Consider the following 23,784-nt stretch of genomic DNA (forward strand, 5'->3'; position numbering starts at 1 on the left):
CTTACAGCCGAGGTGCGCGGCGAACCAAGGAGGAAGCCGATGTCCGCAAACCCGATCCGCATACTCGTATTCTTCGTATCGCTGCTCATCTGCGCAGCGGGGCTCGCGGGAAACCCACCCGTCGCCTCTGCTTCGCCGCAGGAAAACCTGCTCCAGGCAAGCGGGGTGGTCTCGGTCGACAGAACGACTTTCTTCGACGAGGGAAAGTACATCAACCTGCTCGATCTCGAAAACGATATCGCCATCCCTGATTTCACTACATCAGGCGGTTCGATGATCGCCCTCACCGACAGCACCGCGAAGCGCGACCCAAACCGAGATTACTCGCCCTATCGCGCCATGCAGATACCCATCGAGAACGTCTACGGCAGAACCGAAGGCATTCCGGGCTTCGGATTTCTCTGCGACAAGACAGCCTCCGCAGCCAATGGAGCCAGCGTGAGCATCGTCTATGACTACGTTGGCGATATGAAGGACATCGCCGATCCGAGCTTCAGCGTTCCCGTATCCATCAAAGCAACCTACACGGTTCGCGACGGCAACACGGTGGCCGAACAGGGAGACTACCAAGCGCACTACAACGGCCATCCGCTCGTGCAGATACCCAAGTGCTTCAGCCACGGAATCTTCTTCGTCGGCACCGACGAGCTCGATGCGCACTATGAGTTCTTCGAAGCCCAAACCGGGTTGCCGATCGAACTCGGCACGATATACGTGACAGCCACATCGCTCAACCGAGGGGAGGGGTTCGCCTTGCCGAGCGAAAAAGTGTCCGCCCGCTACGTGAGCAACGAAGCGCCGGACGCCTCGCTGCTCTACAACTACGAGGGGGGAAAGACCCCCTACGACGTCATCGCCGGCAGCCTGCTCTACGACAAGACCGACGAATACGGAAATGGCTACACCACGTTTATCGGCTGCCCCGACGTATACGACTCAAACGGTGACTCTATCGATTTCTCCGATACGATCGGAGAGCAAACGTACTACTGGAGATCGGTCTGCTTCGCCGTCGACAACGAGCTGTCGAATTCGATCGAAACCAAAGCATACGCAGTCAAAACCGCTTCGTGGTCCGGCACGGCAGGCATCGCGGGCGACGGGGCCGTCATGAACGGTAGTATGTGGTACGCAACCAACTTCATGACCCTCACCTCGGTTAAACCGCCGGCTCCGACGAAGATCGCCGACAAAACGCACGATGTCCGTCTGGGCGACACGATCACATACCGCATCGCTCAACAGGTGAACGACCTCGGCGCAACGAGTTTCATCCGCTACGAATCGATGTCGATCGTCGATACGTTACCGGGCACGCTTCGGTTCGAAAGCGCACGCCTGCTCGATGAAAGCGGCAAGGAACTCCCTCAAGCAGGTACAGCTGCATTCGACGACAACACGAGGACCGTCTCCTTCGAGTTCGCAAAAGAATTCTGCGAAAGTGGGATGAGCATGATGGGCGAAACGTACTATCTCGAAATCGAAACCGAGGTGATCGACTATCCCGACGACGGCACCCTGCGGTTCGCCAACAGCGCAAAGGCCATCATCAACGGAACCGAGCAACCCACCGAAGAGGTTGTAACCGAGCTCGCGCCGCCCGAGCTCGATATCGACAAGCACGTCGAAGCCGATCCTGCAACCGCGAACGAGTATGAGTTTCCCGTCGGAAGCGAGGTGACCTTTCGCGCAACGCTTACCCAAACGCAAAAGAACGCAAGGGCCAAAACGGTGGCTGTTTCGGATCCGCTTCCCGAAGGGCTCGAACTCGTACCCGGCTCGGTTGCGATAGCCGAAGGCGAAAATGCATCCGTCAGCGAAACGGCTGAGGGCTGGACCGCTTCCCTTGACGAGCTCGACTTCGGAGAAACCGTCGATATATCGTATCGCGCCATCGCGAGCGAGCAGGGAAACGGAACCGAGGTGGTCAATACGGTATACGCCCATGCGCAAAACATCCCCGATGGCAGCACGGGATGCCCCCTTATCCCCACGTCTGACGATGCCGAGGTGTTCATCAACTCGCCCCGCCTGGTCATCTCCGAAGAGGCGCTGGTCTCCCCGTTGACCGGAAGCGCCTACGAGCGCCGCGTGGACGATCCTGTCGTTTTCGAGGTGAAGATAGCAGCCGAACCAAAGGGGACCATCGCGCGCGACCTTACGCTCGAAAGCCTTCCTCTGCCCGAGGGGCTCACCATCGTCGATGGGCCTGACGCGGTACGCGTCGAGGGAATCAACCTCGATGGGGAATCAGCGCAAACCCCCTATCCCGTCCACGGCGACGACGAAGTGCATGGAGAAGCCGAGCAACGTACGATCTCGGGCACCGTCGAGGCATCGGAAAACCGGCTTGAATCCTCCCTGTCGCTGAACTACCTGCCTGCCGACACGCCGGTTAAGCTTGTTTTCGAATGCATCCCCTCAGAAGAAGCAAATGGGTGCGAGATCCTGAACAGCGCCGTAGTTTTTGCGCAAAACGCATCCGGACCCGTAACGGCCGAGCCGGCTGCCCGCGTATGGGTAAACTCGCCGCGCCTCAGTGTTGCCAAGCAGGCTCCTTCCCTCGCGTACCAAGTAGGCGATATCGTAACGTATCGCATCGACGCCTCCAACCAGGCACGGGGAACCGTCGCCCGCAACGTGGTTTTCGAGGACGTTCTCGAAACACCGGGCATGGAGCTGCTTCGCAATTCCATCGTGGTCAGCGATCAGGACGGCGCCGTCATCACCGATCAAATCGGCATAGCCCAAAACGTCGGCTCGCAGAACTGGAAGATCGAAACAGGAAAGGCGCTTGTCAATAGCCAAAACCATCGTATATGGGATTGCAACAACGGCGGCACAGTCATCGAAGCGGCTGCGCTCAATCCCCTCGATATCGAACGCGAACGCTCCTTCCGAATCGAATACCAAGCCCTGATCACCGATCAAGCGCTCGCTTCAAAAACGGCCACGAACAGCATAACGGCCACAAGCGACGAGAACCTTCCCGCGACCGATACGGAAACCGTTTCGGTCGCCGGTCCCGTTCTGGGCATATCGAAATCCGCTGATATCGGTTTTTACCACGTGGGCGACGTGGCAGAGTACACGATCGAGGTAGCCGAATTGCGGACTGGGGAGACCGCGCACAACGTGCGCATCGGCGACGATCTGCTCGCCGACAGGGCTCGGGCCGTTGCGATCCTCGACGATTCGATTTCGTTGAAAGACGAACGTGGTCGCACCCTTTCCGGGTGGGACGTCGCATGGGCCGACAACGGGGTGGGCGGACATAGCGGATTCGTTATCACCACCAACGCCGATCTTCCCGATTCGTCGAAAATCATCGTTTCGTACAAAGCGAGATTCAATGCGAAAACCCCATCGAAGGCCGTAAGCAATACCGCCTGGACCGAAGCGGACGACGCCCCGAGAGCACAAGCAAGCTGCTCGATCACCTGCGCAGACCCCGACGATACCGCGCTCGAAATAGAGAAGACGTCCGATCGTGAAACCTACTCCCCCGGCCGCACGGCCCGCTATGAACTCTCCATCTTCAACACCGACGAAACAGGGCCCGCACGAAGCATCGGCGTGACCGACGCGCTCGAATCGACCGAATCGGCATCGATAGCCAAGGGGTCGGTTGTCGTAAGCAACGGCGACAACGAACCGATAGATTCCGCGCAAATCGTCTACCGGGCAGACAGCAACGAAACGCTCACGGGCTTTTCCGTTGAAACGGACTTCGATCTGACAAGCGCCGACCAGCTGACGATACGCTACGAAACGCTGATCGACGAGGAGGCGGAGCCTGGGGATACCGTGAGCAATAGCGCCACGGCTTCGGCAGACAACACGGGAGACGCGTCGGTCGAACACGAAGTTTCCGTAGCCTTTCCCTCGCACGACCCCGAGCCGATACAGGGATACAAGACGACCGCCTACAAGACCGCCAATCCCGCATCGGGATCCGCCGTAGAAGCAGGCAGCGAGATAGCGTATCTGATTACCGTCAAGAACACCGGCGCGACAACAACGCCGACTGTGCGGATTCGCGATTACATCCCCGAAGGGGCCTCGTATCTGTTCGACTCGGCAAGCGAGGGAGGCGCATTCGTTATCGCCACGGAAAAACGCGACGGCTATGTCGAATGGGTGCTTACCGATGTCGCACCCGATACCGAACGGTCGGTCGGATTTTCGGTTCGTGTCGGTGAAAACCCGCCTGAATGGATCGTCAACGAGGCGCTCTATTCGGCATCGTCCGACTCGGTTACCGCAGGCGATCCGACTTTGCCCGACCCCGACCGCGCCACCGCCCGCACCGTGCACTCGGTCAACACCGCATCGCCCTTCGGCCCCATCGTGAACGTCGTGAAGTCATCCGTACCGCCAGCAGGCGAAAGCGTGCGAAACGACGACGAGATCGATTACGTGCTTACCGTCTCGAACGTCGGCGATGCGATCGCCGAAAACGTGCTCGTTCGCGATCCCGTACCCGAAGGATCATCGTACGTGCCGCAGTCGGCTTCCGATGGCGGTACGTTGGGCGAAAACAATCGCCGTATCGAATGGCTCGTGCCGCGCATCGAAGCCGGGGCAACGCTCGAGCTGTCGTTCGCCGTAACGGTCGATGCTCCCCAGACGGTTCGATCGATAGAGAACCAGGCCTCGTTCGCGCTCAGCGCCGCCGACCGCGCAAGATCGAGCGGCGTTCTCGAAAACACCAGCAACATCGTTGAGCACACCGTGCCTCAAGCGGGCGCGAACGGGCGCCCGGCAGCGCCGAGGACGGGAGACGGAACCGCGGTCTTTGCGATCGGCGCTTCCGCGCTCATCGCACTCGCCGTTTTGGCAGTGGCGGCAATCGTCCGCTCGAAGCGCAGGAAAGCGCTCCGCCGGATGCAACGCGTGTCACCGGAGACCGCCGCCGCGCCGCCGCGCGCGAAAGCCCATTCGCCCAAACGAAGGCGACACGACTATCTGCGATGGCGATAGCGGGGCAGAGACGCGCCCCGAACCAAAGCGGCTCGGGGCGCTGCACCAGAAGACGTTGCGGTTTGCGCGGTTTCGCCCGCTTAGGCCTCTTCTTCGCCTACACGCAAAGCGCGGTCGTGTTCGGCAAGCTCTTCGGCGGTTTCGTGCCAGCACTGCGTCGGAGGCAAACCGGGAATGCTCGAGGCCACGAAAACCGGATCTTTATGCTGCTTGCGCTGCGCCGTGTAATCATCGAGCGCGCGAAGCGCCCACTTGCCGAGCAGGACGATGGAGATGATGTTCACGAACGCCATGGCGCCCATCACGATATCCGCAACGTTCCAAGCGAGATCGAAACTCGACTGCGCACCCATGAAGATGGCGACAAGGCACGTGATGCGAAACACGAACAAGACGATCTTGTTGTCTTTGATGAATTTGATATTGCTCTCAGCATAGAAATAATTGCCGATCAGGCTGGAGAAAGCGAAGGCGAAAATCGAGAACGTGATGAAATGGATGCCCAATTCGCCGACCGAATAGTTGATGGCCTGTTGCACGAGCGGCATGCCGTTGAGATCGCCCGGCTCTCCTCCGACGAAGAACACGAGCACCATCATCGCGGTACATGAGCAGATTACGAGCGTATCGATAAACACCGAAAGGGTCTGCACGAGACCCTGTTTGCAGGGATGCGATACCGACGCCGCAGCGGCAGCGTTGGGAGCAGAGCCCATGCCGGCCTCGTTCGAGAAAAGCCCGCGCTTGATGCCAATCACGACAACCGACCCGGCAAAGCCGCCGAAGATCGATTGGAAGTTGAACGCCGATTCGAAGATGAGCGAGAACACCGCGGGGATCGCATCGATATGCGTGGCCGTGATCCATACCGAAAGGGCGATGTAGGCAATCGCCATGATAGGCACGATGATCGATGTCATGAAGCTGATGCGGTGCGCACCGCCGAAGATGACGAACGCGGTGAACACGACGAGCACGATTGCGAGCGCCAGCGGCGCCTGCGATTCGGAGTAGCCGGGGATGTAGTATTCGAGCGACGAGCTCATGTTGAAAGACTGCAGCGCATTGAACCCGTACGCAAAGCAGATGATGAGCAGGATACTGAACAGCACGCCGAGCCAGCGCTTTCCGAGCGCCTGCTCGATATAATAAGCGGGTCCGCCGCGAAATTCCCCGCCCGGGCCCTTGATTTTGAACATCTGCGCAAGCGTCGATTCGATAAACGCCGAAGCCGACCCGATGAGAGCCATGAGCCACATCCAGAAAACCGCCCCCGGTCCGCCGGTAGCAACCGCCGTGGCGATACCTGCTATGTTGCCGGTGCCGACGCGGCTCGCCGTCGAAACCATGAGAGCCTGGAACGACGAGACGCTCCTGGTACCGCCCACGTGCTTCTGCTCGGTCAGTACCGTGAACATGTCCTTGATATAGCGGAACTGAACGCCCTTGGTCCGTATGGTGAAATACACCCCGGCTCCCACGAGCATGAACACGAGCACGTAGGTGTACATCGCTTCGCTGATCGCGCCGGTAACGCTGATGAGTGTATCGGTCATCCCGTCCAATCGAATACCTCCTCGTCTATACAACTAGCGAATTGTACCAGATGGGAAGCCTGATTGCATCACCCGCATATTTCTGATGAAACCCCGATTGCAGCCCGAAAGCAAGAAGGCCCCCGCATGCGGGGGCCCGGCAGCCAAACGGGGCGGCGCTTATTCGGCGGGAACGAACGTGTCCTTGTCGGGTGCGAACGACTGCATGGCCGTGATGGTGCGATCGAACAGCTCGTCGAGCTCCCAACCGAGCATCTCGGCTCCGCTGCGAATCACCTCGCGGCTGACTCCCGCCGCAAAACGCTTGTCCTTGAACTTCTTCTTGAGCGACTTCACCTCGAAATCCATGACGCTTTTCGAGGGACGCATGACGATGGCAGCTCCGATGAGCCCCGTGAGTTCCTCCGTCGCGAACAGAATCTTCTCCATCATGAGTTCCGGCTTGGGCAGATCGGTGTTGAAATCCGACGTATGCGACTGGATAGCGCGTATGAGCTCGGGGGTGCCGCCGGCAGCCTCGATATCCTGCGCGGCGTAGATGGTATGCAGCTCGGGCTCGTTGTCGTGCTCTTCCCAATCGAGGTCGTGCAGTAAACCGACGATGCCCCAAAACTCCTCGTTTTCAGGATCGTACTCGCGCGCAAAGTACATCATGGTCTGCTCAACCGTCTCGCCGTGTTCGATATGGAACGGATCCTTGTTGTGCTCCTTCAAAAGTTCGAGCGCCTCATCGCGCGTCATACCAGCTTCAAGCTTCGCCATGGCTCCTCCTGTTTCGCCTTGATCGATTACTGCCCACTATAGCAATTCGTTTGCCCATGGCAAGCCACTGCCGCCTAGAACGTTATTCCAACCGCCGAAATGACAAGCCCCCACACCACGCCGATGCCGTAGAGAAGCGCGAGGATTGCGATGTTCTGCTTAATGGAACGGTTCGTGCGGAACAGCACGAGCAAACCGACGCCCGCCGAAACGAGCAGCCCCGCCATCATGGCTCCAGCCGCCAGCGTGCCCTCGAGGTACAGCTCGGTGATGACGACGGATGCCGCACAGTTGGGAATGAGGCCTACGAGCGCCGAGGCGAACACCGAAAGGCCCGGGTTCGCACCGAGGAACTCGGCGAGCACATCTTCGCCGACGCCTTCGATAACGGCTTCGAGCACAAGCGTGATGATGAAGATGAACAGCGTAACCTGCAGCGTATGCTTGATAGCGCTTTTGAGAATTCCGCCATCGCCGCCATGGCAGTGGCAGTGATCGCGTTCGCACAGCTCGTGAATGCTCATCGCATCGGCACCGCGGCGGCGGGCGATGCGCAGCGCCCCGTCGACGAGAAAGCCCATGACCAAACCGATAAGCAGCTTCGCTCCGAGGATTTTCAGGATAACGGCGGGATCGACCTGCTCGGCAATGAAGATGGGCAGCATCTCATCCGAAGTCGAAAGGAACACGGCGATGAGCGTTCCAAGCGTGATCACCCGCCCGGCATACAGCGTCGCGGCAGCAGCGGAAAACCCGCACTGGGGAAACACGCCGAGCACTGCGCCGATCGCAGGTCCCGCGGCCCCCGCCTTTCGGATGGCGGCTTCGGCCCTATCGCCCGCTTTATGCTCGAGCGCCTCCATAGCAAGATAGGTAACGAACAGAAACGGTACAAGCCGCAGCGTGTCGATCACCGAGTGTTCCAAAATATGTAAGATGATTTCCATGGCTGAGTATTCTAGCAGAACCATCGAATCTACGTGCAGCAAGCTCATGGCCGTTGACGAACCGCAGAAAACCCGCGCTCGGCGCCACCCGAAGAGGACGCCATGAAGCAGCAAGCGACGATCAGCGCTCGCGCAGTTCCCAAAACGCCACAGCCGAAGCGGCGGCGACGTTGAGCGAGTCGACTCCGTGGGCCATGGGAATCTTGACCGTATAGTCGCAACGCGCGATAGTCGATTGCGCAAGCCCGTCGCCTTCGGTACCGAACACCATAGCCAACCGATCGCAAGCATGAAGACGCTCATCATCGATCGAAAGGGATTCGTCGGTCAGAGCGAATGCCGCCGTGGCGAACCCGAGGCTCCGCAGCAGAGCCAACCCCGCTTCGGGCCAATCTTCCACCGTGCTTCCTATGCGGGTCCAAGGAACTTGAAACACCGTTCCCATCGAAACCCGCACAGCACGTCGGTACAAAGGATCGCAGCAGCTCGGCGTCACGAGCACCGCATCGATGCCAAGCGCTGCCGCCGAGCGGAAAATCGCCCCCACGTTGGTATGGTCGACGACGCCTTCGAGCACGGCCACGCGATGCGCATCAGCCAGCAGGTTCTCGACGCTCGGCAGCACGGGCCTGCGCATCGCAGCAAGGATCCCCCGCGTAAGCTCGAAACCCGTCAGACGTTTGAGCTCATCGGCAGGCAGCACGAACACCGGCACATCGGATTGAACGCGGTCGATAACGCCCGTCGACGCATCAAGCCATTTCTCCTCCATGAGAAACGAGATCGGCTCGTAGGCCGCAGCGAGCGCTCGGTCGATCACTTTGATCGACTCCGCGATGAAAATGCCCTTCTCGGGCTCGAGCCGATTGCGCAACTGCGCTTCGGTAAGCCGCGCATATGCATCGAGGCGCGAATCCCCCAACGACGACAACCGGATAATCGGCACGTGAAGCTCCCATCAACGACGTGTTCGAAAAAACGAATCTTCTCTACCATATTCTACTTCGCGGGGATGGCATTGCCGCGCACATCCGCCTATGATCATGGAATCACAGCAAGGAGGAAGTGCATGGACGCACGAACAACGGGCCGATTCGTAGCCCTCAAGCGCAAGACGCTCGGAATCACGCAAGAGCAGCTTGCGGGAGAGCTCGGCATAACGGGAAAAGCAGTATCGAAATGGGAAACGGGACGCTGCCTGCCCGACAGCTCGATCATGGAACCCCTCTGCGAGCGTCTCGGCGTTACGTTGAGCGAGCTTCTCAACGGCCACGATATTGAAAGCGATCGCGAAAGCGCCCTCTCGGAAGAAGTGGTGCGCCAAGCGCTCAACACCGTCGAGCAGCTGCAGCGCGAAAAGCGCGTGCTTGTTGGCGTGCTCATTATCATGCTCGGCTTCGTAACCCTCACCGTCGGCCAATCGGTGGCCGACCCCTCAACAAGCGAGACGATGGATTTCCTCGGCGGCTTCCTCGTTGGCATGTCCATCGTTGAGATGCTCGTCGGCATCTTCGTGACGATCAGAAACCTCGTGAACCCGAGCTAGCGTCTCGAACGCGCGGCATTTCGGGCCGGAGCATCAGGCCGTACCCAGCGATCGGAGCTCGGAGTCCGAAACCCTGCGAGCGGAGCGTACCCGGCAATGCCCCGGGCTGGTTTGGCCGGGAACACTTTCGCAAAAGGGCTCGATTCATCCGTTTCGGATGACACATTCGCCCCATATAGCCGTTTTCGTGAGACAGACCTTCTCGAAATCCCAGCGTACAGTGCACTCATGCCCTGCGAACGATCGAGGAAAGGCGCATCGGTATGCGGAGTGCGCCCAATGCGCACGAGCCTCGGCGAGGGCGTCAAGGAGGAAGGGGCCGACGCGATGCGTCGGCAAACGAAAGCGAGGAGAGCATGGGTAAAGAAACGATCGCACGTCGAGATTTTCTCAAAGCAGCAGCCCTGTCCGGCATGGCCTTGGGCACCGCCGGCGTACTTGCGGGATGCGCGAGCAACCAGCAAGAGCAAGCCGCACCGTCAGGCGCAGATATCACCTGGGACAAAGAAGCGGACATCCTCGTAGTCGGCTCGGGAACAGGTGCTTTTGCCGCACTGGCCGCCGCAAAGCTCGGCTCGGAATCCGTCTGCCTGCTCGAAAAGGGGCAGTTCTGGGGAGGTACGGCGGCCACCTCGGGTGGCGGCATGGCCGTCCCCCTGTCCGATGCAGCAAAAGAAGCCGGTGTGAACGATACGAAGGAAGCGGTTGTCGAGTACTACCTCAACGCAAGCGAGGGGCGCGCGGACGAAACCGTTATCAACAGTTTCCTTGACAACGGCAACGACTTTCTCAAATGGACGGGCGAGGCGCTCGGATGGACATGGACGCCCTCGACTCTGTTCGGCGATTACTACGAGCCGCTTCCGGGATGGATCCCGTTCGGCCGCGCGAGCCTGGGAGCCTCCGATTCTTCGGGTGCCCTCGTTGCCGCGCAAATGTGGGAGCAGCTCAAGGCGGCGCTTACCGATGCCGGCGTAGAGATCATGATGGAAACGCCCGCAACCACGCTCGTCACGGACGAAAACGGTGCGGTGATCGGCGTCAGAGCGACGTCGGGGCGCGACGAAATCGCCATCAAAGCCAACCACGTCATCCTCGCCACCGGCGGCTTCGACCACAACGCAGACATGCGCGCAAAGCATCTGCCCTTCAAAATACTCGCCACCAACGCCTGCACCACGAACACGGGCGACGGCCACAAGATGGGCCAAGCAGTAGGCGCCGACCTTTCGTACATGGATTCCTGCTGGGGCGCTCCCGCCATTCTCACGACGGGACAGGACCCCAAAGAGCTGATCGCCAACAACGAGATCGCCCAGGAGATCGCGGGAACCGACTGGGCTATGTACCGAGGCCTTCCCGGCGCGGTTGTCGTCAACAGAAAAGGCCACCGCATCGGCAACGAGGCAACCGCATACGACACCTACAACAAGGCCTTCGCCTATTACGACAACGGCGAAATGGAGCATCTCAACATACCCTCGTACTTCATCTGCGACTCGGCATGCTGGAACACCTACTCCCTCCCGGGGCACACGGTCGGATCGATGGACGGCGGCTATTTCGACGAGACGTACGGCAGCGATGGATCCGACGGCGAGTTTCCTGCCCACTTCGTTCAAGCGGACACGCTCGAAGAGCTTGCCGAGAAACTCGGGGTCGACGCAGCCGGGCTCGCCGCCGAGTTGGCAGCTTTCAACGAGAACGCCGAGCAGGGCATCGACCCTGTGTACCATCGAGGTGAAAAACAGCTCGATCTGAACACCACCGCGGTCATGGCGGGCATGCGCACCGATCTCGCGAACCCGTGCCTGGCACCGGTGGCAACGCCCCCGTTCTACGGCGCGATCTACGTTCCCGGAACCTGCGGCACCGCAGGCGGCCTCACCATCAACGAGAACGCCCAGGTCGTCAATGCGCTCGGAGAGCCCATATCGGGACTCTACGCGGTGGGCAACTGCTCGTCGGGCGTTTCCGGCGGTCGCTACGTCGGCGGCGGCATCAGCTTGGGATCGGGCGGCGTTATGGGATGGGTTGCCGTCCACCACGCGCTCGGGCTCTAGCTTCGTCGGCTGCCCGAACCGCAGCTGCGGTTCGGGCAGCGCCCGCAGCCTCTCGCCATCCGAGGCCGGCTTCTTTGGGGCCGGCCTTTTTCACGTTCCCCGCCGCCTCACACGTTGGCTTTGAAATAATCGATGAGCTCCTGCTTCGAATGAACCCCGAGTTTGGCGTATATCCGCTTCACGTGGGTTCGCGCCGTTCCCTCCGAAATGTAGAGCTCGTTTTGAATGTAGCGCAGGCTTCTGCCTTCGAGAAGCAACAGGACGACCTCCGTCTCGCGATTCGACAAACCCTGGGCGCGAGCGAAATCCTCCGAAGCCACCGTTTTCGATTCGACGATGTATTTCGGCCCGTTGAGCCACGTGTTCTGGAATACAAAGAAGCTCGCAACGATGGCAACCGACAAGACGACCGACAGCGAGTCGGGCACGGCGGGTGTAAGCTGAAACACAAGGCTTCCCAGCATCGATCCAACCGCCCACGCGACGTTCATCACGACGAAGTACATCGCCTTCCTGAAGCGCAAACCGAACGATACGATTACCCCCAACTCCATATAGAGAAGAAGCATCAGGAGAAACGATGGGGACGGCGCCGTCAAGAGATCGGCGAGCGTCGTGGCGGAGGATATGCTCCCGCTGGAGAACACGAAGCCCCCCGCTATCCCGAATATCACCACGAGGAGGTTCGGGGTGAGGAAAAACGTCTTTTTAGAAATCTTGCCGACGCGTTCGGTTTCCCGCAGCGGCTTTCGTGCCCCGATCAGCAGAACAAGCGGGGCAAGAATCGCGAATGCGTCGTACACCATGCGGGGAAGGATCAGCAGCGCGAAGCTGAGCACGTAGTACAAAAGCAACGAACCGACCAGCGCCGCAGTAAGGGTCTTCACGTCATCGCATTTCGCAAGGTTTTCGACGCGCAGGAGCTGGCACCCGAAGCATGCGACCGAGAAGAACAGGAAGGCGACCATCTCGTACACCGTGCCCGATAGCGAGAACCGGCTGATGAGCAAAAGCGCCACCGTCGAAGCGAGGGCAAGGACGGGGACGGTTACCCGAAACGCGAACGGTATCCGATCCCAGCGCGCGAGCATAATGCCCGCCCCTGTCGCCAGCGTTACGAGAAGGCCGAACACCCCGAACGCCGGGAGGCAATCCACCTGCTGGGTAAACAGGCTCTGGTAGGATACCTGATGAAACCAGAACCAAATAACCGCATCGAGAAGCGCCGTTTTCGCAACTTGCCTCTTCCCTATTTTCCCCGCCTTTAAGTCTACTTGCATGCCCTTCCCTCCACGCCCTCCCCCCGAATCATACCTTACGGATGACAGAAAAAGGCAGTTTAGCCACTTTCGTGAGACAGACCGCCTCACTACCCGCAGGTATGGTGAACCGAGTCGAATCTGCTTCGTGTGGGCTGCTGGGTTTTGGGAGAAACCTCCATGTAGCCTAGTTGTATCGGGCGGCATTTGTCAAGCAGAAAGGAAGCGGCACGTCGTATCCGATGCATACCGAGCGGTTCGCCGCTACAGGATCGCTCGCCCAAAGCGAGCGCCGTCGGCACCCGCGCGATGCGGCGTCGGCGCAATCATCGGAAAGGGGATGGTTATGATCGATATGCGTTCGGATATTTCCCGAAGAGCGTTCATGGCGGTTGGGGCCGCCGCAGGAGTCGCATCGCTCGGCGCGATGGCCGGCTGCTCCCAACAAACGGCTTCGCCGCCCGAGCCCGCCAACGGGGCGCAAGCAACCGAGGAAGACGAAGGGGGCCAAGCAGAGATGGCGCAGGAAGAAAAGCTGTACGTCGTCGATACGTTTATGCCGAAACCGGGAGACGGCAAGTCATTCCTCGACGACTATATGAAAACGTACCGCCCCATGGCGGAGGACGCCGGCATGGTGCTCGTCAGCTCAACGGTCGCGCCCCCCATGTGGCTCGACAACGATTCCAACACCGTACAGGTCGTATGGGCCCTCGACGACATCGCCGTGGCCTGCTGGGCGATGTCGTCGGCAACGCGATACAACCCCGCTTACGTCGAATGGTGCGCCGCAGTCAGGAAACGCGTGGTTTCCCGCGATCGCTCGTATTTCGCAAGCGAAGAGTATATGGAGGTGCTCAACAATGTTTAGCGCAGTATTCATGGCCACGTTCGCCGAGGGGGCAGATGCTTCCGCGAAAGAGGCATTCGACGCAGACGTTAAAGCCTCAGCAGGCGCGATTACGACCGTCAACCTCGCGGCACCGGTGCTCGAGCCGCCCATGCCCGGCGGCGACTACTTCTGCGAGTTGGGATTCAAGAACCAAGCCGAGTACGACCAGGCGAAAGCCCAACCTTCCTGGAATGATCTGTACACGCTGTTCGAGAACACCGCCGTGGTTGCGGGCTTCGAATTCGCCGCCTACGGGGACGGGACGCTGACCTTGCAGGAGAAAAGCGTTTCGAAATGCCACCGCGTGCTCATCTTCAGCCTTCTCGAAGACGCGAACCCCGACATGGTTGCCAAGATGGAAGCCAATATGAACGGCATGACCGAGCATGTTCCCGGACTGCGCAACTGCAAGTTCGCAAAGATCGTCGAGTCGGCGGGGTCCGATTCGTGGGCCTACGCTTTCGAGTGCGATTTCGACGAACCGGGATCGTTCTTGGGCAAGTACATGACGACCCCGTACCACTTCTGCTACATCGACAAGTTCTTCGAACCGGCCTGCAACGAATGGATCGTCAACACGAACCTCTGCACCCCGTATCTGGCCCAGGAAACGCCGTTTCTTGCCAACTACGCAGACTGAAACGCTGTTCGCTTGGTTCGACGCTTCGCAAGCTCGGCACAACGGAGTTCGCCGAACCTTCCAAACCTCCCGCGGCCCTCGCTGTGCCCGACACGCAAAAGAGCCGACCGGATTCGGTCGGCTCTCACTGCGTGCATTCGATTCGACGGCACGCCGCCCTATCCGCGAGAAACGAACTGGTCGTTCTTGCGCATGCGACGCCCACCGCACTTGCGATGACCGTCGTAACGACGGCTGCGGCGGCTGCGATGGTTGCAGCGACGGTCCTCATCGTCTTCCTGGGTTGCCTTCTTTTCGAGGGAATCCGAAAGCTTGGCGAGCAGGCCTTCAAGCTGCATGCGCTCTTCGTCGGTGAAATCAGCGAAGATTTCCTCGGCAACACGGTCGTTGGCCGCCGCCCGCTTCTCGGCGATGGCGCGACCTTCGTCGGTCAGAAACACTCCCGTAGAACGGGAGTCGTCGGCGTTCGGGGCAACCGTGACGAACCCGTTGCACTCGGCCTGACGCACAACGTCGGCGAGCGACGCGGGATACATGCGCATCTCCTTGGCGAGGTCCTTCTGGGTTGCGCCGTCCAAGGCAAGCAGGTAGTGCATGAGCTTGCCCTGTCCGTGGCGGGTGTTCATGGGGCCGCTCTGGTGGTACATGCGGCGCATGAGGTTCGAGCAGTGGCGGAATTGATCCGGCAGGTTGCGTGCTTCTTGAGACATGTGATCCTCCTGGGTATCGTACAACGTATTGTCCGTTGCCCATGATAGCGATGCGATCGGGCAAACCGTTGTTCGTCATACATTATTCACAAAGTACGTCTTTTCACTACATTAAGCCAGATCAATACTTATTTTCGAATTATTCATATATGAGGGTAAACGAGGGGGATGAGGCGGTACAGAACGGTACGAAACGGTACGTAGCGCGTTCGAACCCGCCCACGCAGATCGTAGAAGGCGAAACGAGCGGAACCGTTTAGGTGCTGTATTCCCGTTCGCTGAACTGCGACTTGAGTGCAGTTTTTTTCGTTTATGCGACGACGAGCAGCCCGAACGGTACCCCACCGATCGCCGCCCCGCCGAATGCTCTCGATAACGCCTGGTCAGAGAGACGATACATCATCGGGTCTCTGTTGCTGATTGGATCTGCGATCAGAAAAGCTCTTTCGGCGCTCGAATTGCCTTTCGCAGAGCGCATAATCGAAAAAAGCTGCACGAAACCTCCCGATCCGCTGCGCAGACCGCTGCGCTGCCCGTCGAGGGGCTCTTGCGCTTTTCGCAGGATCCGGCGGCGCCGCGCTTCCGTACACATCGACCGACGCCCCAATGCCTCGACGCTTCAAAAAAGGGCGGCCCGAAGGCCGCCCAATTTCCGAGTTTGAAGCTTTACGGTAAAAACGGTAAGCGAGCGCTTACATCATCCCGCCCATGCCGCCGGCAGCGCCTGCGAGCGCGGACAAATCGGGGCCGTCTTTCGGAATCTCGTTGATGGTCGCCTCGGTAATGAGGATGAGCGCACCCACGGAAGCAGCGGACTGCAGCGCGGTGCGGGTAACCTTCACCGGATCGTTGACGCCCATCTCGATCATGTTGCCGTACTCGCCCGTAGCGCAGTTCAGGCCTTCGCCGACCTTCATGCTCTTCACGTGCTCGACGACAACGCTGCCTTCGAAACCGGCGTTCTGAGCGATGGCGCGCATCGGAGCCTCGAGCGCCTTGCGCACGATGCCGACGCCGACCTCTTCGTCCTTGTCGGCGGTCTCGACCTTGTCGAGCGCGGGGATGGCGTTCACGAGAGCCACGCCGCCGCCGGCGACGATGCCCTCTTCAACCGCAGCGCGGGTTGCCTGCAGGGCATCCTCGATGCGGCTCTTCTTCTCCTTGAGCTCGCTTTCGGTAGCAGCGCCGACCTTGAGCACCGCAACGCCGCCGGAGAGCTTGGCCAAGCGCTCCTGGAGCTTTTCGCGGTCGAAATCGGAATCGACGCGATCGAGCTCGGCCTTGATCTGGTGGATGCGATCCTCGATGGCCTTCTTGTCGCCAGCACCGTCGACGATGAGCGCGGTGTCCTTGGTGACCTTGACGGTCTTGGCATGGCCCATCATGTCGATGGTGGCATCGGCCATGGTCATGCCGAAGTCCTTGTCGATGACCTGCGCACCGGTGACGGCGGCGATGTCCTCGAGGATGCGCTTGCGGCGATCGCCGAAGCCGGGGGCTTTGATGGCAACGCAGTTGAAGGTGCCGCGCAGCTTGTTCAGGAGGATGGTGGCCAGAGCCTCGCCCTCAACGTCTTCGGCGACGAGGAACAGCGGGCGACCGGACTTCATGACCTCTTCGAGCAGCGGAACCATGTCTTGGATGTTGCTGACCTTCTGGTCGGTCAAAAGGATGTAGGGGTCCTTCAGAACGGCTTCCATCTTCTCCATGTCGGTAGCCATGTAGGGAGAGATGTAGCCGCGGTCGTACTGCATGCCCTCGACGATGTCCATCTCGAGACCGAACGTCTGGCTCTCCTCGACCGAGATCGCGCCGTCCTTGCCGACAGCGTCCATAGCCTCGGCGATCTTCTCGCCGATCTCGGCATCGCCTGCGGAAATGGTGCCGACGTTGGCGATCTGATCCTTGCCGGAAACCTCGGTTGCGGTGTTCTTGATCTCCTCGACAACGGCGTCGGTTGCCTTCTGGATGCCGCGGCGGATACCGAGCGCATCGGCACCGGCGGTCACGTTTCGCAGACCCTCGGAAACGATGACGTCGGCGAGCAGCGTTGCGGTGGTGGTGCCGTCGCCCGCAACGTCGTTGGTCTTAACGGCAACTTCGCGGACGAGCTGGGCGCCCATGTTCTCTACCGGATCCTCCAGCTCGACTTCCTTGGCGACGGTCACGCCGTCGTTGGTGATGACGGGCGCGCCGTAGGACTTCTCGAGGGCGACGTAGCGGCCCTTGGGGCCGAGGGTTACCTTAACGGCATCGGCCAACTTGGAAACGCCGGCCGCAAGTGCGCTGCGCGCATCGGCTTCGAACTTGATATCTTTTGCCATAGTGCTCATTTCCTCTCATTTACTTACTGCAACCCGCGCTTTCCGCATCGATGCGGCGAAAAGGCGGTATGTTTGACAGGGATACAGAAAAACTAGGCTTATGCGAAGACCGCATACAGGTCGTCGGCACGCAGGATCAAAACGTCCTCGCCGTCGACGGTAACCTCGGTGCCGCCGAACTTCCCATAGATAACCTTGTCGCCGACTTCGACGGGCATCGGCAGATGCTTGCCGTCCTTGTCGAGCTTGCCATCGCCTACGGCGAGCACAACACCGGTCGTCGGCTTCTCCTTGGCCTCCGACGCAATGTACAGACCCGACGCAGTCGTGGTCTCCGCCTCATCCGGCTTGATGATCACGCGGTCACCCAATGGTTTAAGATTCATATCTATGCCTTCCTTTCGATCGGCTCTTTCTGAATCACGTCACGTTGCTCTATTTAACCACTCGTTTGAGCTGAGTGCTAGCACTCTTGAGTAACGAGTGCTAAACAATGCGGTATATTACCACCAACGGCAGGGAATGCAACCCAATTTGAGAAAACCTAAGTCTCTTTGACTTAGGTTTCACAAGGACTCTACACATCGTACCCCAGCTTCACGACCCCGGCACCACAAGCCCGTTCTCGTAAGCGAGCACCACGAGCTGCGCGCGATCGTGTGCGCCGAGCTTCGACATGATGCGAGCCACATGGGTTTTGACCGTTGCCGGAGAGATAACGAGATCGGACGCGATATCGTCGTTCGTGAGGCCCCGCGCCACAAGAGCGAGGATTTCCCGCTCGCGCTCGGTGAGCACCGAAAGCGACGTCTCGGAATGAACCCTGCGCGTGCGCGATTCGACGAACGTTTCCACGAGCCTACGCGTAATCGAAGGCTGGATGAGGGCATCGCCTTGGGCGACCACCTCGATGGCATCGGCTATATCGTCGGGCTCGGAATCTTTGAGCATGAACCCGCTCGCCCCGGCGGAAAGCGCGTCGTACACGTATTCGTCGATATCGAAGGTCGTCAAGATCAGGACGTGCGTATCGGCCAGCTCGGGATCGGCGGTGATTTCCGCCGTCGCCTCGATGCCGTTCTCGATCGGCATGCGTATATCCATGAGCACCACGTCGGGCTTCGTCTCGCGCACGCGCTCGACCGCCTCGCGCCCGTTGCTCGCCTCCCCCACCACCTTGAGGTTCTCGAACGACGAGAGGATGAGCTTGAACCCGTTTCGCACGAGATCCTGATCGTCGGCGATCACCACGCGCAGCTCGGGTCCGCGGCTGAGCGCCTCGTCGGCCATGCGCGCAGCCTCTTCGCTGCGCTGGCGCAAGCGCTCCTGCATCTCCCGGTATTTATCGTTGTAGAGGTCGGAGCCCCCGATGAGTTCTTCAGCCATGATTCCTCCCAGCTTCGGTCAAAGGGATGCCCACGCGCACGGCAAATCCCTTGCCCGCGCGGTTGTGCGCGGTTATCGTGCCATCGAGCAGGCTCACCCGCTCGTTCATACCCTCGATGCCGTGCCCGTCGGTTGCACCCTCGTCGCTGCGCCCGCACCCGTCGTCCTCGACGGAAAGCCGCACCGTCTCGCCGTCGACGGCGAGACGGATCGAAGCGTGGCTTGCCTGCGCATGTTTCACGATGTTGGTTGCGGCTTCGCGGGCGATACCGAACAGCGCCACATCGATATAGGCGGGAACCCGTTCGCGATCGAAGCCCGAATCGTCGTAGTCCACCTCGATGCCCGCATCCTCGAGGTACGAGACGATATCGGCCATACGCTCGGTTCCCACGGTCGGAGCCGTTTCGGCCTGGGCATCGCCGCTACGAAGCACGCCGATCATGCTACGTATCTCCTCGAGGGCGTCCTTCGAGGTTGCGCGGATCGTGCCGATGGCCTCTTTGGCGGCTTTCGGATCCTTGTCGATAAGGCGATCGGCCGCCGCAGCCTGAATGCTCACCGCCGACAGCGAGTGAGCCGTAATGTCGTGGATTTCGCGGGCGATGCGGACGCGCTCCGCCTCGACACGGCGGGCAGCCTCTTCCTCGCGGCTCTTCTCCGCCGCGATGGCGCGCTGCTCGGTTTCGAGCACGTATTCCTGATGGGTGCGCAGAGCGAAACCGCCGAGCGCGGCAGCTACCATGTACGTGACGTTCTGCAGCCGCATAAGATCGGCCAGGCTTTCGCTCTTCGTCGGCGGCGCAATGAAGAGCAGCGAGGCAACCGCGAGCACGGTGGCAACGATGGCCTCAGTGCGATCGCGCTCATGGGCTATCGTGAACAGTGCGATGATCGGGCCGAGCACGGCAAGCGTATATCCGTTCAAAACGCTCTGCGTTCCGAGAAAGGCTATCATCACGAAGATGAAAACGAGCCAAGGCGATTTGCGCCGCGCCACAAGCGGCAGCGTAGTCAAGCCTACGGCAACGTACGCCCCCGTCTGCGGCATGGAGTTCGGTATGCCGAGCAATTGGCGGAAAAGCTCATCGGGCATAACGACCGACGACAGCGTCAAAAGAAGCTGTGCGCAGCCGAACGCGAACGCACCGAGCGCGACGGCGGCATCGAACAGCCAATCGGCGGCAGTGAGCTTTTTACTGTTTATAAGAAAATCTTCCATACGGGTATAGTAGGTGAGATGAGGGGCTTTTCGCCATACTCTGGCAAGAGTATATTCAAACTGTAACTATGTACGGAATACGACGGGCACCGAAGACCTCGTTTTTGCCTGGCACAGCGCGGCACCCCTCGCCCCGAGCAGAGCAACAGCTGAACGAGGCGCCCGCGATCCCGCCCATGCCGTCCGCCAACCGTTCATCCCGTATGCCGAGGCTTTGATGGAGACATTGCGACGTTCGGCAAAACGGGTGGTGACAAACCCGCCCGCAGGGCCCTATACTCGGTGATCCTCGTACACGTATCGCCGAAGCGCTGTTCGGCTTGCATCCGAAAGGAACACGATCGCCTCAATGGAACGACGCGACTTTTTCAAGCTTGCCGGAGCGTCTGCCGCCACCCTGGCGATCGGCGGAGCCCTGTTCGGATGCGAAACCGAGATCGTCGCTCCCAAAACGGCTGACCCGACGCAGGGCGAAAACGTCGTCGGCTCCCCCGCAATATCGTTTTCGGAAACGGTCGACGTGCTCGTCGTCGGCAGCGGCATCGCCGGTCTCTCGGCTGCCATGGATCCCATCGAACAGAAGCGCTCGGTCCTCGTGGTGGAAAAGCGCGACTTGCTCGGCGGCGAAAGCTACGAAGCGAACGGCCTGTTCTACGTTTCGGGCACGTCCGTCCAGCAAGGGGCGGGTATAACGAAAACGGCCGAAGACGCCTGGAAGGAACGCAAGGCGCAGCTCGAAGAAGAAGGCAACACCGACGACCTCCACTTCAAGCAGAGCCTCGTCATGGCGCAAACCGAATGGATCGATCGCGCCGCAAACGACTACCACGCCAAGTTCGCCGATCCGAAAGAGTACGCGAAGAGCGCGACGACCGAATCGATCCTGCTTCCGAAAAAGGGCATCGGCGACATGGAAAGCGTTATGGCCCCCATCAAGGAGGGACTCTCGGGCAAAGGGGTGTCGTTCACCCTCGGCATGCGCGCAACCGCGTTCATCCTCGATAGCGCGAACAACCCCGTAGGCATGCGCTTCTACTCCGACAAAGCAGGTACGGTACTCGACGTAAAGGCGCGTAAAATCGTCCTGGCATCGGGAGGGTTCTGCTCGAACCAGCAGATGATCAGCGATAACACGCCCGACCAAACGACGATCGGATGCTTGACCGTATCATCCACCGGCGACGGCATCGCCCTCGGCGCGACCCTCGGCGGTCAGACGGCCGATATGAGCCAGCCCGCGTTGCTCACCGGCGACATCCCCCCGGTTTCCGCCTGGGGCGTATTCGGGCCGACCGTGAACCTTTCGCCCCAGGGCGTCCGTTTCGCCCGAGAAGATCAGGTAGGGAAAGCAGCCACCGAATGCGTATCGCTCGGATTCGGCTTCTGGTGGACGGTGTTCGGCAAGCAGCTCTCCGAAGGCCTCCTCTCCCGAAGCGTTGCCTCGGTATCGAGCAAGTACGCAAAACGCATCGTGGGGCCGTTCGATTCACTCGAAGATCTCGCCTCAGCCATAAGCGTGCAGACCGAGACGCTCGAGGGCACCTTCGAAGAGTACGAAAAAGCCGTCGAAGCGAAGAAGGACGGGGCGTTCGGCCGCGAATCGGCTCTTGAGGAAGTCGGCGGGCCGTATTACGCCATCAAGCAGTTCCCCGTCAGATACAAGACGCTCGGAGGCTTGAAAACCAACGACGCGGGGCAGCTCGTCAATGCGACCTCGCTGCCCGTTGCGAACGTATACTGTTGCGGATCGTGCGCTGCCGAAAGCGCGAACGGCCTTGCCTCGAACGCGGCGTTCGGCATGATCGTCGGAAAAGCCCTCGTCGAAGAGCTGGCTTCGGAAGATGCGCAGACGGAACAGCAGAAGGACGATGCCGACAAGACCGCTTCGTCCAGCTGATCCGGCCCAGAGGCGCTATCGGTAGAACGAAATGCTCGGATACGGCGGCTCTAGGGCGCGCTTGAACGCGTAGCGCTCAACCGTTGCGAGCACATCGCGTACCGCATCCTCGGAAAACCCCTGCGCAACAACCTCGTCGACCGACCTTCCGTGTTCGAGCACGGCGATCAGGATCTCGTCGAGATCGGCGTACGCGATGCCGAGGCTTCGCTCATCCTGCTGATCGGGAGCGAGTTCAGCACTCGGCGGCTTCACGAGCGTGCTTTCGGGAATGGGTACAACCAACCCGTCCCGGGCGGCCTTGCCGTTGCGCCACCTGCCGATGCGGTACACATCGGTCTTGTAGATGCCGCCCATCGGCGCAAACGCCCCGGCGGTATCGCCGTACAGCGTCGAATAGCCCATCATCGCCTCGCTCTTGTTGCCCGTGTTGACGAGCATCCATCCGAATGCGTTCGAGAGAGCCATCAGGCACACCATGCGACAGCGCGCCTGGGTGTTCTCGGCGGCGAGCCCCGTAAGCTCTCCCCCGCACGGCTTGGCAAGCACGCGCTCGAACGCCTCGAACGGCTCGAGAATCGAGATGGTCTGCGCGCGTATGCCGAGGTTATCGGCCAGATCTTGGGCGTCTTCGACCGAATGCTCGCTCGAGTACGGTCCGGGAAGCAGTACGCCGTGCACGCGCTCGACGCCGAGGGCATCGACCGCCATCACGGCAACGACGGCCGAATCGATACCGCCCGAAAGCCCAATGACCGCATCGGTGAACCCGGCGTTATCGGCGTACTTCCTGAGCGCCGCCACGCACGCTTCGTACATTTCCTGAGGTTGCATGCTCCCGCCTTTCCACGCCGCAAGCTACAGACAGCCGCACAGCCGCCCGCCATAATGCATCCAGTATAGGCTGCGAAGGTTTCGAGCGTATTGCCGGCGCGTTACTGCTACTGAATCGCGCGAATCTGCTCGGCGAGCCACTCGGCCCACTCGGCGACTCCCTCGCCCTTGGTTGCGGCTATAGGGAAGATGGGTGCATTGGGATTGAGTTGGTTCACCGAAGCGTAGAACGCATCGCGATCGAAATCGAATACGGGCATCGTATCGACCTTGTTGAGGATAACTGCCTCGGATGCCTGGAACACACCCGGGTACTTGAGCGGCTTGTCGTCGCCCTCGGGAACCGAAAGGATCATGACCTTCATGTTCTCGCCCAGATCGAAATCGGTGGGACATACGAGGTTGCCCACGTTTTCGACGATGATAAGGTCGAGGCGCTCGAGATCGAGCACATCGACCGCTCGACGGATCATGTCGCTTTCGAGGTGGCAGGCACCGCCCGTGTTGATCTGCACGGCGGCGATCCCCTGGGCCTTGATCTTCTCGGCATCGACGCTCGAAGCGATATCGCCCTCGATGACGGCGATGTTGAACTCGTCGCGAAGCGCATCGATCGTCGCAAGGATCGTGGAGGTCTTGCCCGAACCGGGGCTCGCGAGCAGATCGAGCACGAACACGTTGTGATGAGCGAACAGATCGCGGTTCTTTTTCGCCAGCTCGTCGTTTTTGCCGAGAATCGGCTGCTTGATGTCTATCTGCATGC

19 protein-coding genes are annotated in these 23,784 nt (G+C 60.0%); 6 read left to right on the forward strand and 13 right to left on the reverse strand.

The window, feature by feature from the left end; genetic code table 11:
• The first annotated feature begins 39 nt into the window (after nt 1-39).
• Nucleotides 40-4,983, forward strand: a complete 4,944-nt coding sequence (locus C1722_RS09750; RefSeq protein WP_102379061.1) for a DUF11 domain-containing protein — start codon at nt 40-42, stop codon at nt 4,981-4,983.
• 80 nt (nt 4,984-5,063) lie between these two features.
• On the opposite strand, the gene C1722_RS09755 is transcribed toward C1722_RS09750, so the two are convergent.
• The 4 genes from C1722_RS09755 to C1722_RS09770 form a co-directional block, all read right to left on the reverse strand.
• Nucleotides 5,064-6,539 (reverse strand): alanine/glycine:cation symporter family protein, encoded by a 1,476-nt coding sequence (locus tag C1722_RS09755; protein ID WP_102379062.1) that lies wholly within the window; start codon nt 6,537-6,539, stop codon nt 5,064-5,066.
• 159 nt (nt 6,540-6,698) lie between these two features.
• Nucleotides 6,699-7,301: an HD family phosphohydrolase gene (locus tag C1722_RS09760; protein ID WP_102379063.1), complete on the reverse strand. Its 603-nt coding sequence runs from the start codon at nt 7,299-7,301 to the stop codon at nt 6,699-6,701.
• A 74-nt stretch (nt 7,302-7,375) separates the two neighbouring features.
• A complete protein-coding gene (locus C1722_RS09765; RefSeq protein WP_244902518.1) occupies nt 7,376-8,215 on the reverse strand; it encodes a putative manganese transporter in 840 nt (279 codons plus the stop codon).
• 154 nt (nt 8,216-8,369) lie between these two features.
• Entirely contained in the window at nt 8,370-9,194 is an 825-nt protein-coding gene (locus C1722_RS09770) for a TrmH family RNA methyltransferase (RefSeq protein WP_102379064.1), read from the reverse strand.
• A gap of 123 nt (nt 9,195-9,317) precedes the next feature.
• On the opposite strand from C1722_RS09770, the gene C1722_RS09775 reads away from it, so the two are divergent.
• Together C1722_RS09775 and C1722_RS09780 are read left to right on the forward strand one after the other, a co-directional pair.
• Entirely contained in the window at nt 9,318-9,794 is a 477-nt protein-coding gene (locus tag C1722_RS09775; protein WP_180995123.1) for a helix-turn-helix domain-containing protein, read from the forward strand.
• A gap of 356 nt (nt 9,795-10,150) precedes the next feature.
• Entirely contained in the window at nt 10,151-11,857 is a 1,707-nt protein-coding gene (locus C1722_RS09780; RefSeq protein ID WP_180995124.1) for an FAD-dependent oxidoreductase, read from the forward strand.
• Between the two features lie 107 nt (nt 11,858-11,964).
• On the opposite strand, the gene C1722_RS09785 is transcribed toward C1722_RS09780, so the two are convergent.
• Complete coding sequence (locus C1722_RS09785; protein WP_244411711.1) at nt 11,965-13,137, reverse strand: response regulator transcription factor; 1,173 nt, start codon at nt 13,135-13,137, stop codon at nt 11,965-11,967.
• Between the two features lie 325 nt (nt 13,138-13,462).
• On the opposite strand from C1722_RS09785, the gene C1722_RS09790 reads away from it, so the two are divergent.
• Together C1722_RS09790 and C1722_RS09795 are read left to right on the forward strand one after the other, a co-directional pair.
• On the forward strand, nt 13,463-13,987 hold the full coding sequence (locus C1722_RS09790; RefSeq protein WP_102379068.1) for a hypothetical protein: 525 nt from the start codon (nt 13,463-13,465) through the stop codon (nt 13,985-13,987).
• A complete protein-coding gene (locus C1722_RS09795; protein WP_102379069.1) occupies nt 13,980-14,648 on the forward strand; it encodes a Dabb family protein in 669 nt (222 codons plus the stop codon). The genes C1722_RS09790 and C1722_RS09795 overlap by 8 nt, the downstream gene beginning before the upstream one ends.
• Before the next feature lie 158 nt (nt 14,649-14,806).
• On the opposite strand, the gene C1722_RS09800 is transcribed toward C1722_RS09795, so the two are convergent.
• The 6 genes from C1722_RS09800 to C1722_RS09825 form a co-directional block, all read right to left on the reverse strand.
• Nucleotides 14,807-15,358, reverse strand: coding sequence for a MarR family winged helix-turn-helix transcriptional regulator (locus C1722_RS09800; RefSeq protein WP_102379070.1), 552 nt, complete (start codon nt 15,356-15,358; stop codon nt 14,807-14,809).
• Between the two features lie 310 nt (nt 15,359-15,668).
• On the reverse strand, nt 15,669-15,950 hold the full coding sequence (locus C1722_RS09805; RefSeq protein WP_102379071.1) for a hypothetical protein: 282 nt from the start codon (nt 15,948-15,950) through the stop codon (nt 15,669-15,671).
• 100 nt (nt 15,951-16,050) lie between these two features.
• Nucleotides 16,051-17,682, reverse strand: a complete 1,632-nt coding sequence (gene groL, locus C1722_RS09810; RefSeq protein ID WP_102379072.1) for a chaperonin GroEL — start codon at nt 17,680-17,682, stop codon at nt 16,051-16,053.
• A 98-nt stretch (nt 17,683-17,780) separates the two neighbouring features.
• On the reverse strand, nt 17,781-18,068 hold the full coding sequence (locus tag C1722_RS09815; protein WP_102379073.1) for a co-chaperone GroES: 288 nt from the start codon (nt 18,066-18,068) through the stop codon (nt 17,781-17,783).
• A gap of 211 nt (nt 18,069-18,279) precedes the next feature.
• On the reverse strand, nt 18,280-19,068 hold the full coding sequence (locus C1722_RS09820; RefSeq protein WP_244411708.1) for a response regulator: 789 nt from the start codon (nt 19,066-19,068) through the stop codon (nt 18,280-18,282).
• Nucleotides 19,061-20,290 carry a sensor histidine kinase gene (locus C1722_RS09825; RefSeq protein ID WP_102379074.1) on the reverse strand — a complete coding sequence of 410 codons (1,230 nt, stop codon included), beginning with the start codon at nt 20,288-20,290 and terminating at the stop codon, nt 19,061-19,063. The genes C1722_RS09820 and C1722_RS09825 overlap by 8 nt, the downstream gene beginning before the upstream one ends.
• 349 nt (nt 20,291-20,639) lie before the next feature.
• Here C1722_RS09825 and C1722_RS09830 point away from each other — a divergent pair, with 349 nt between their 5' ends.
• Nucleotides 20,640-22,187, forward strand: coding sequence for an FAD-dependent oxidoreductase (locus C1722_RS09830; RefSeq protein ID WP_102379075.1), 1,548 nt, complete (start codon nt 20,640-20,642; stop codon nt 22,185-22,187).
• Between the two features lie 15 nt (nt 22,188-22,202).
• On the opposite strand, the gene nadE is transcribed toward C1722_RS09830, so the two are convergent.
• Entirely contained in the window at nt 22,203-23,021 is an 819-nt protein-coding gene (gene nadE, locus C1722_RS09835; RefSeq protein WP_102379076.1) for an NAD(+) synthase, read from the reverse strand.
• Nucleotides 23,022-23,128: 107 nt separating this feature from the next.
• Nucleotides 23,129-23,782, reverse strand: coding sequence for a hydrogenase nickel incorporation protein HypB (hypB, locus tag C1722_RS09840; RefSeq protein ID WP_102379077.1), 654 nt, complete (start codon nt 23,780-23,782; stop codon nt 23,129-23,131).
• Nucleotides 23,783-23,784 lie beyond the last annotated feature (2 nt).

Origin of the sequence: Raoultibacter timonensis (genome assembly GCF_900240215.1) — a bacterium.
Lineage (GTDB): Bacteria > Actinomycetota > Coriobacteriia > Coriobacteriales > Eggerthellaceae > Raoultibacter > Raoultibacter timonensis.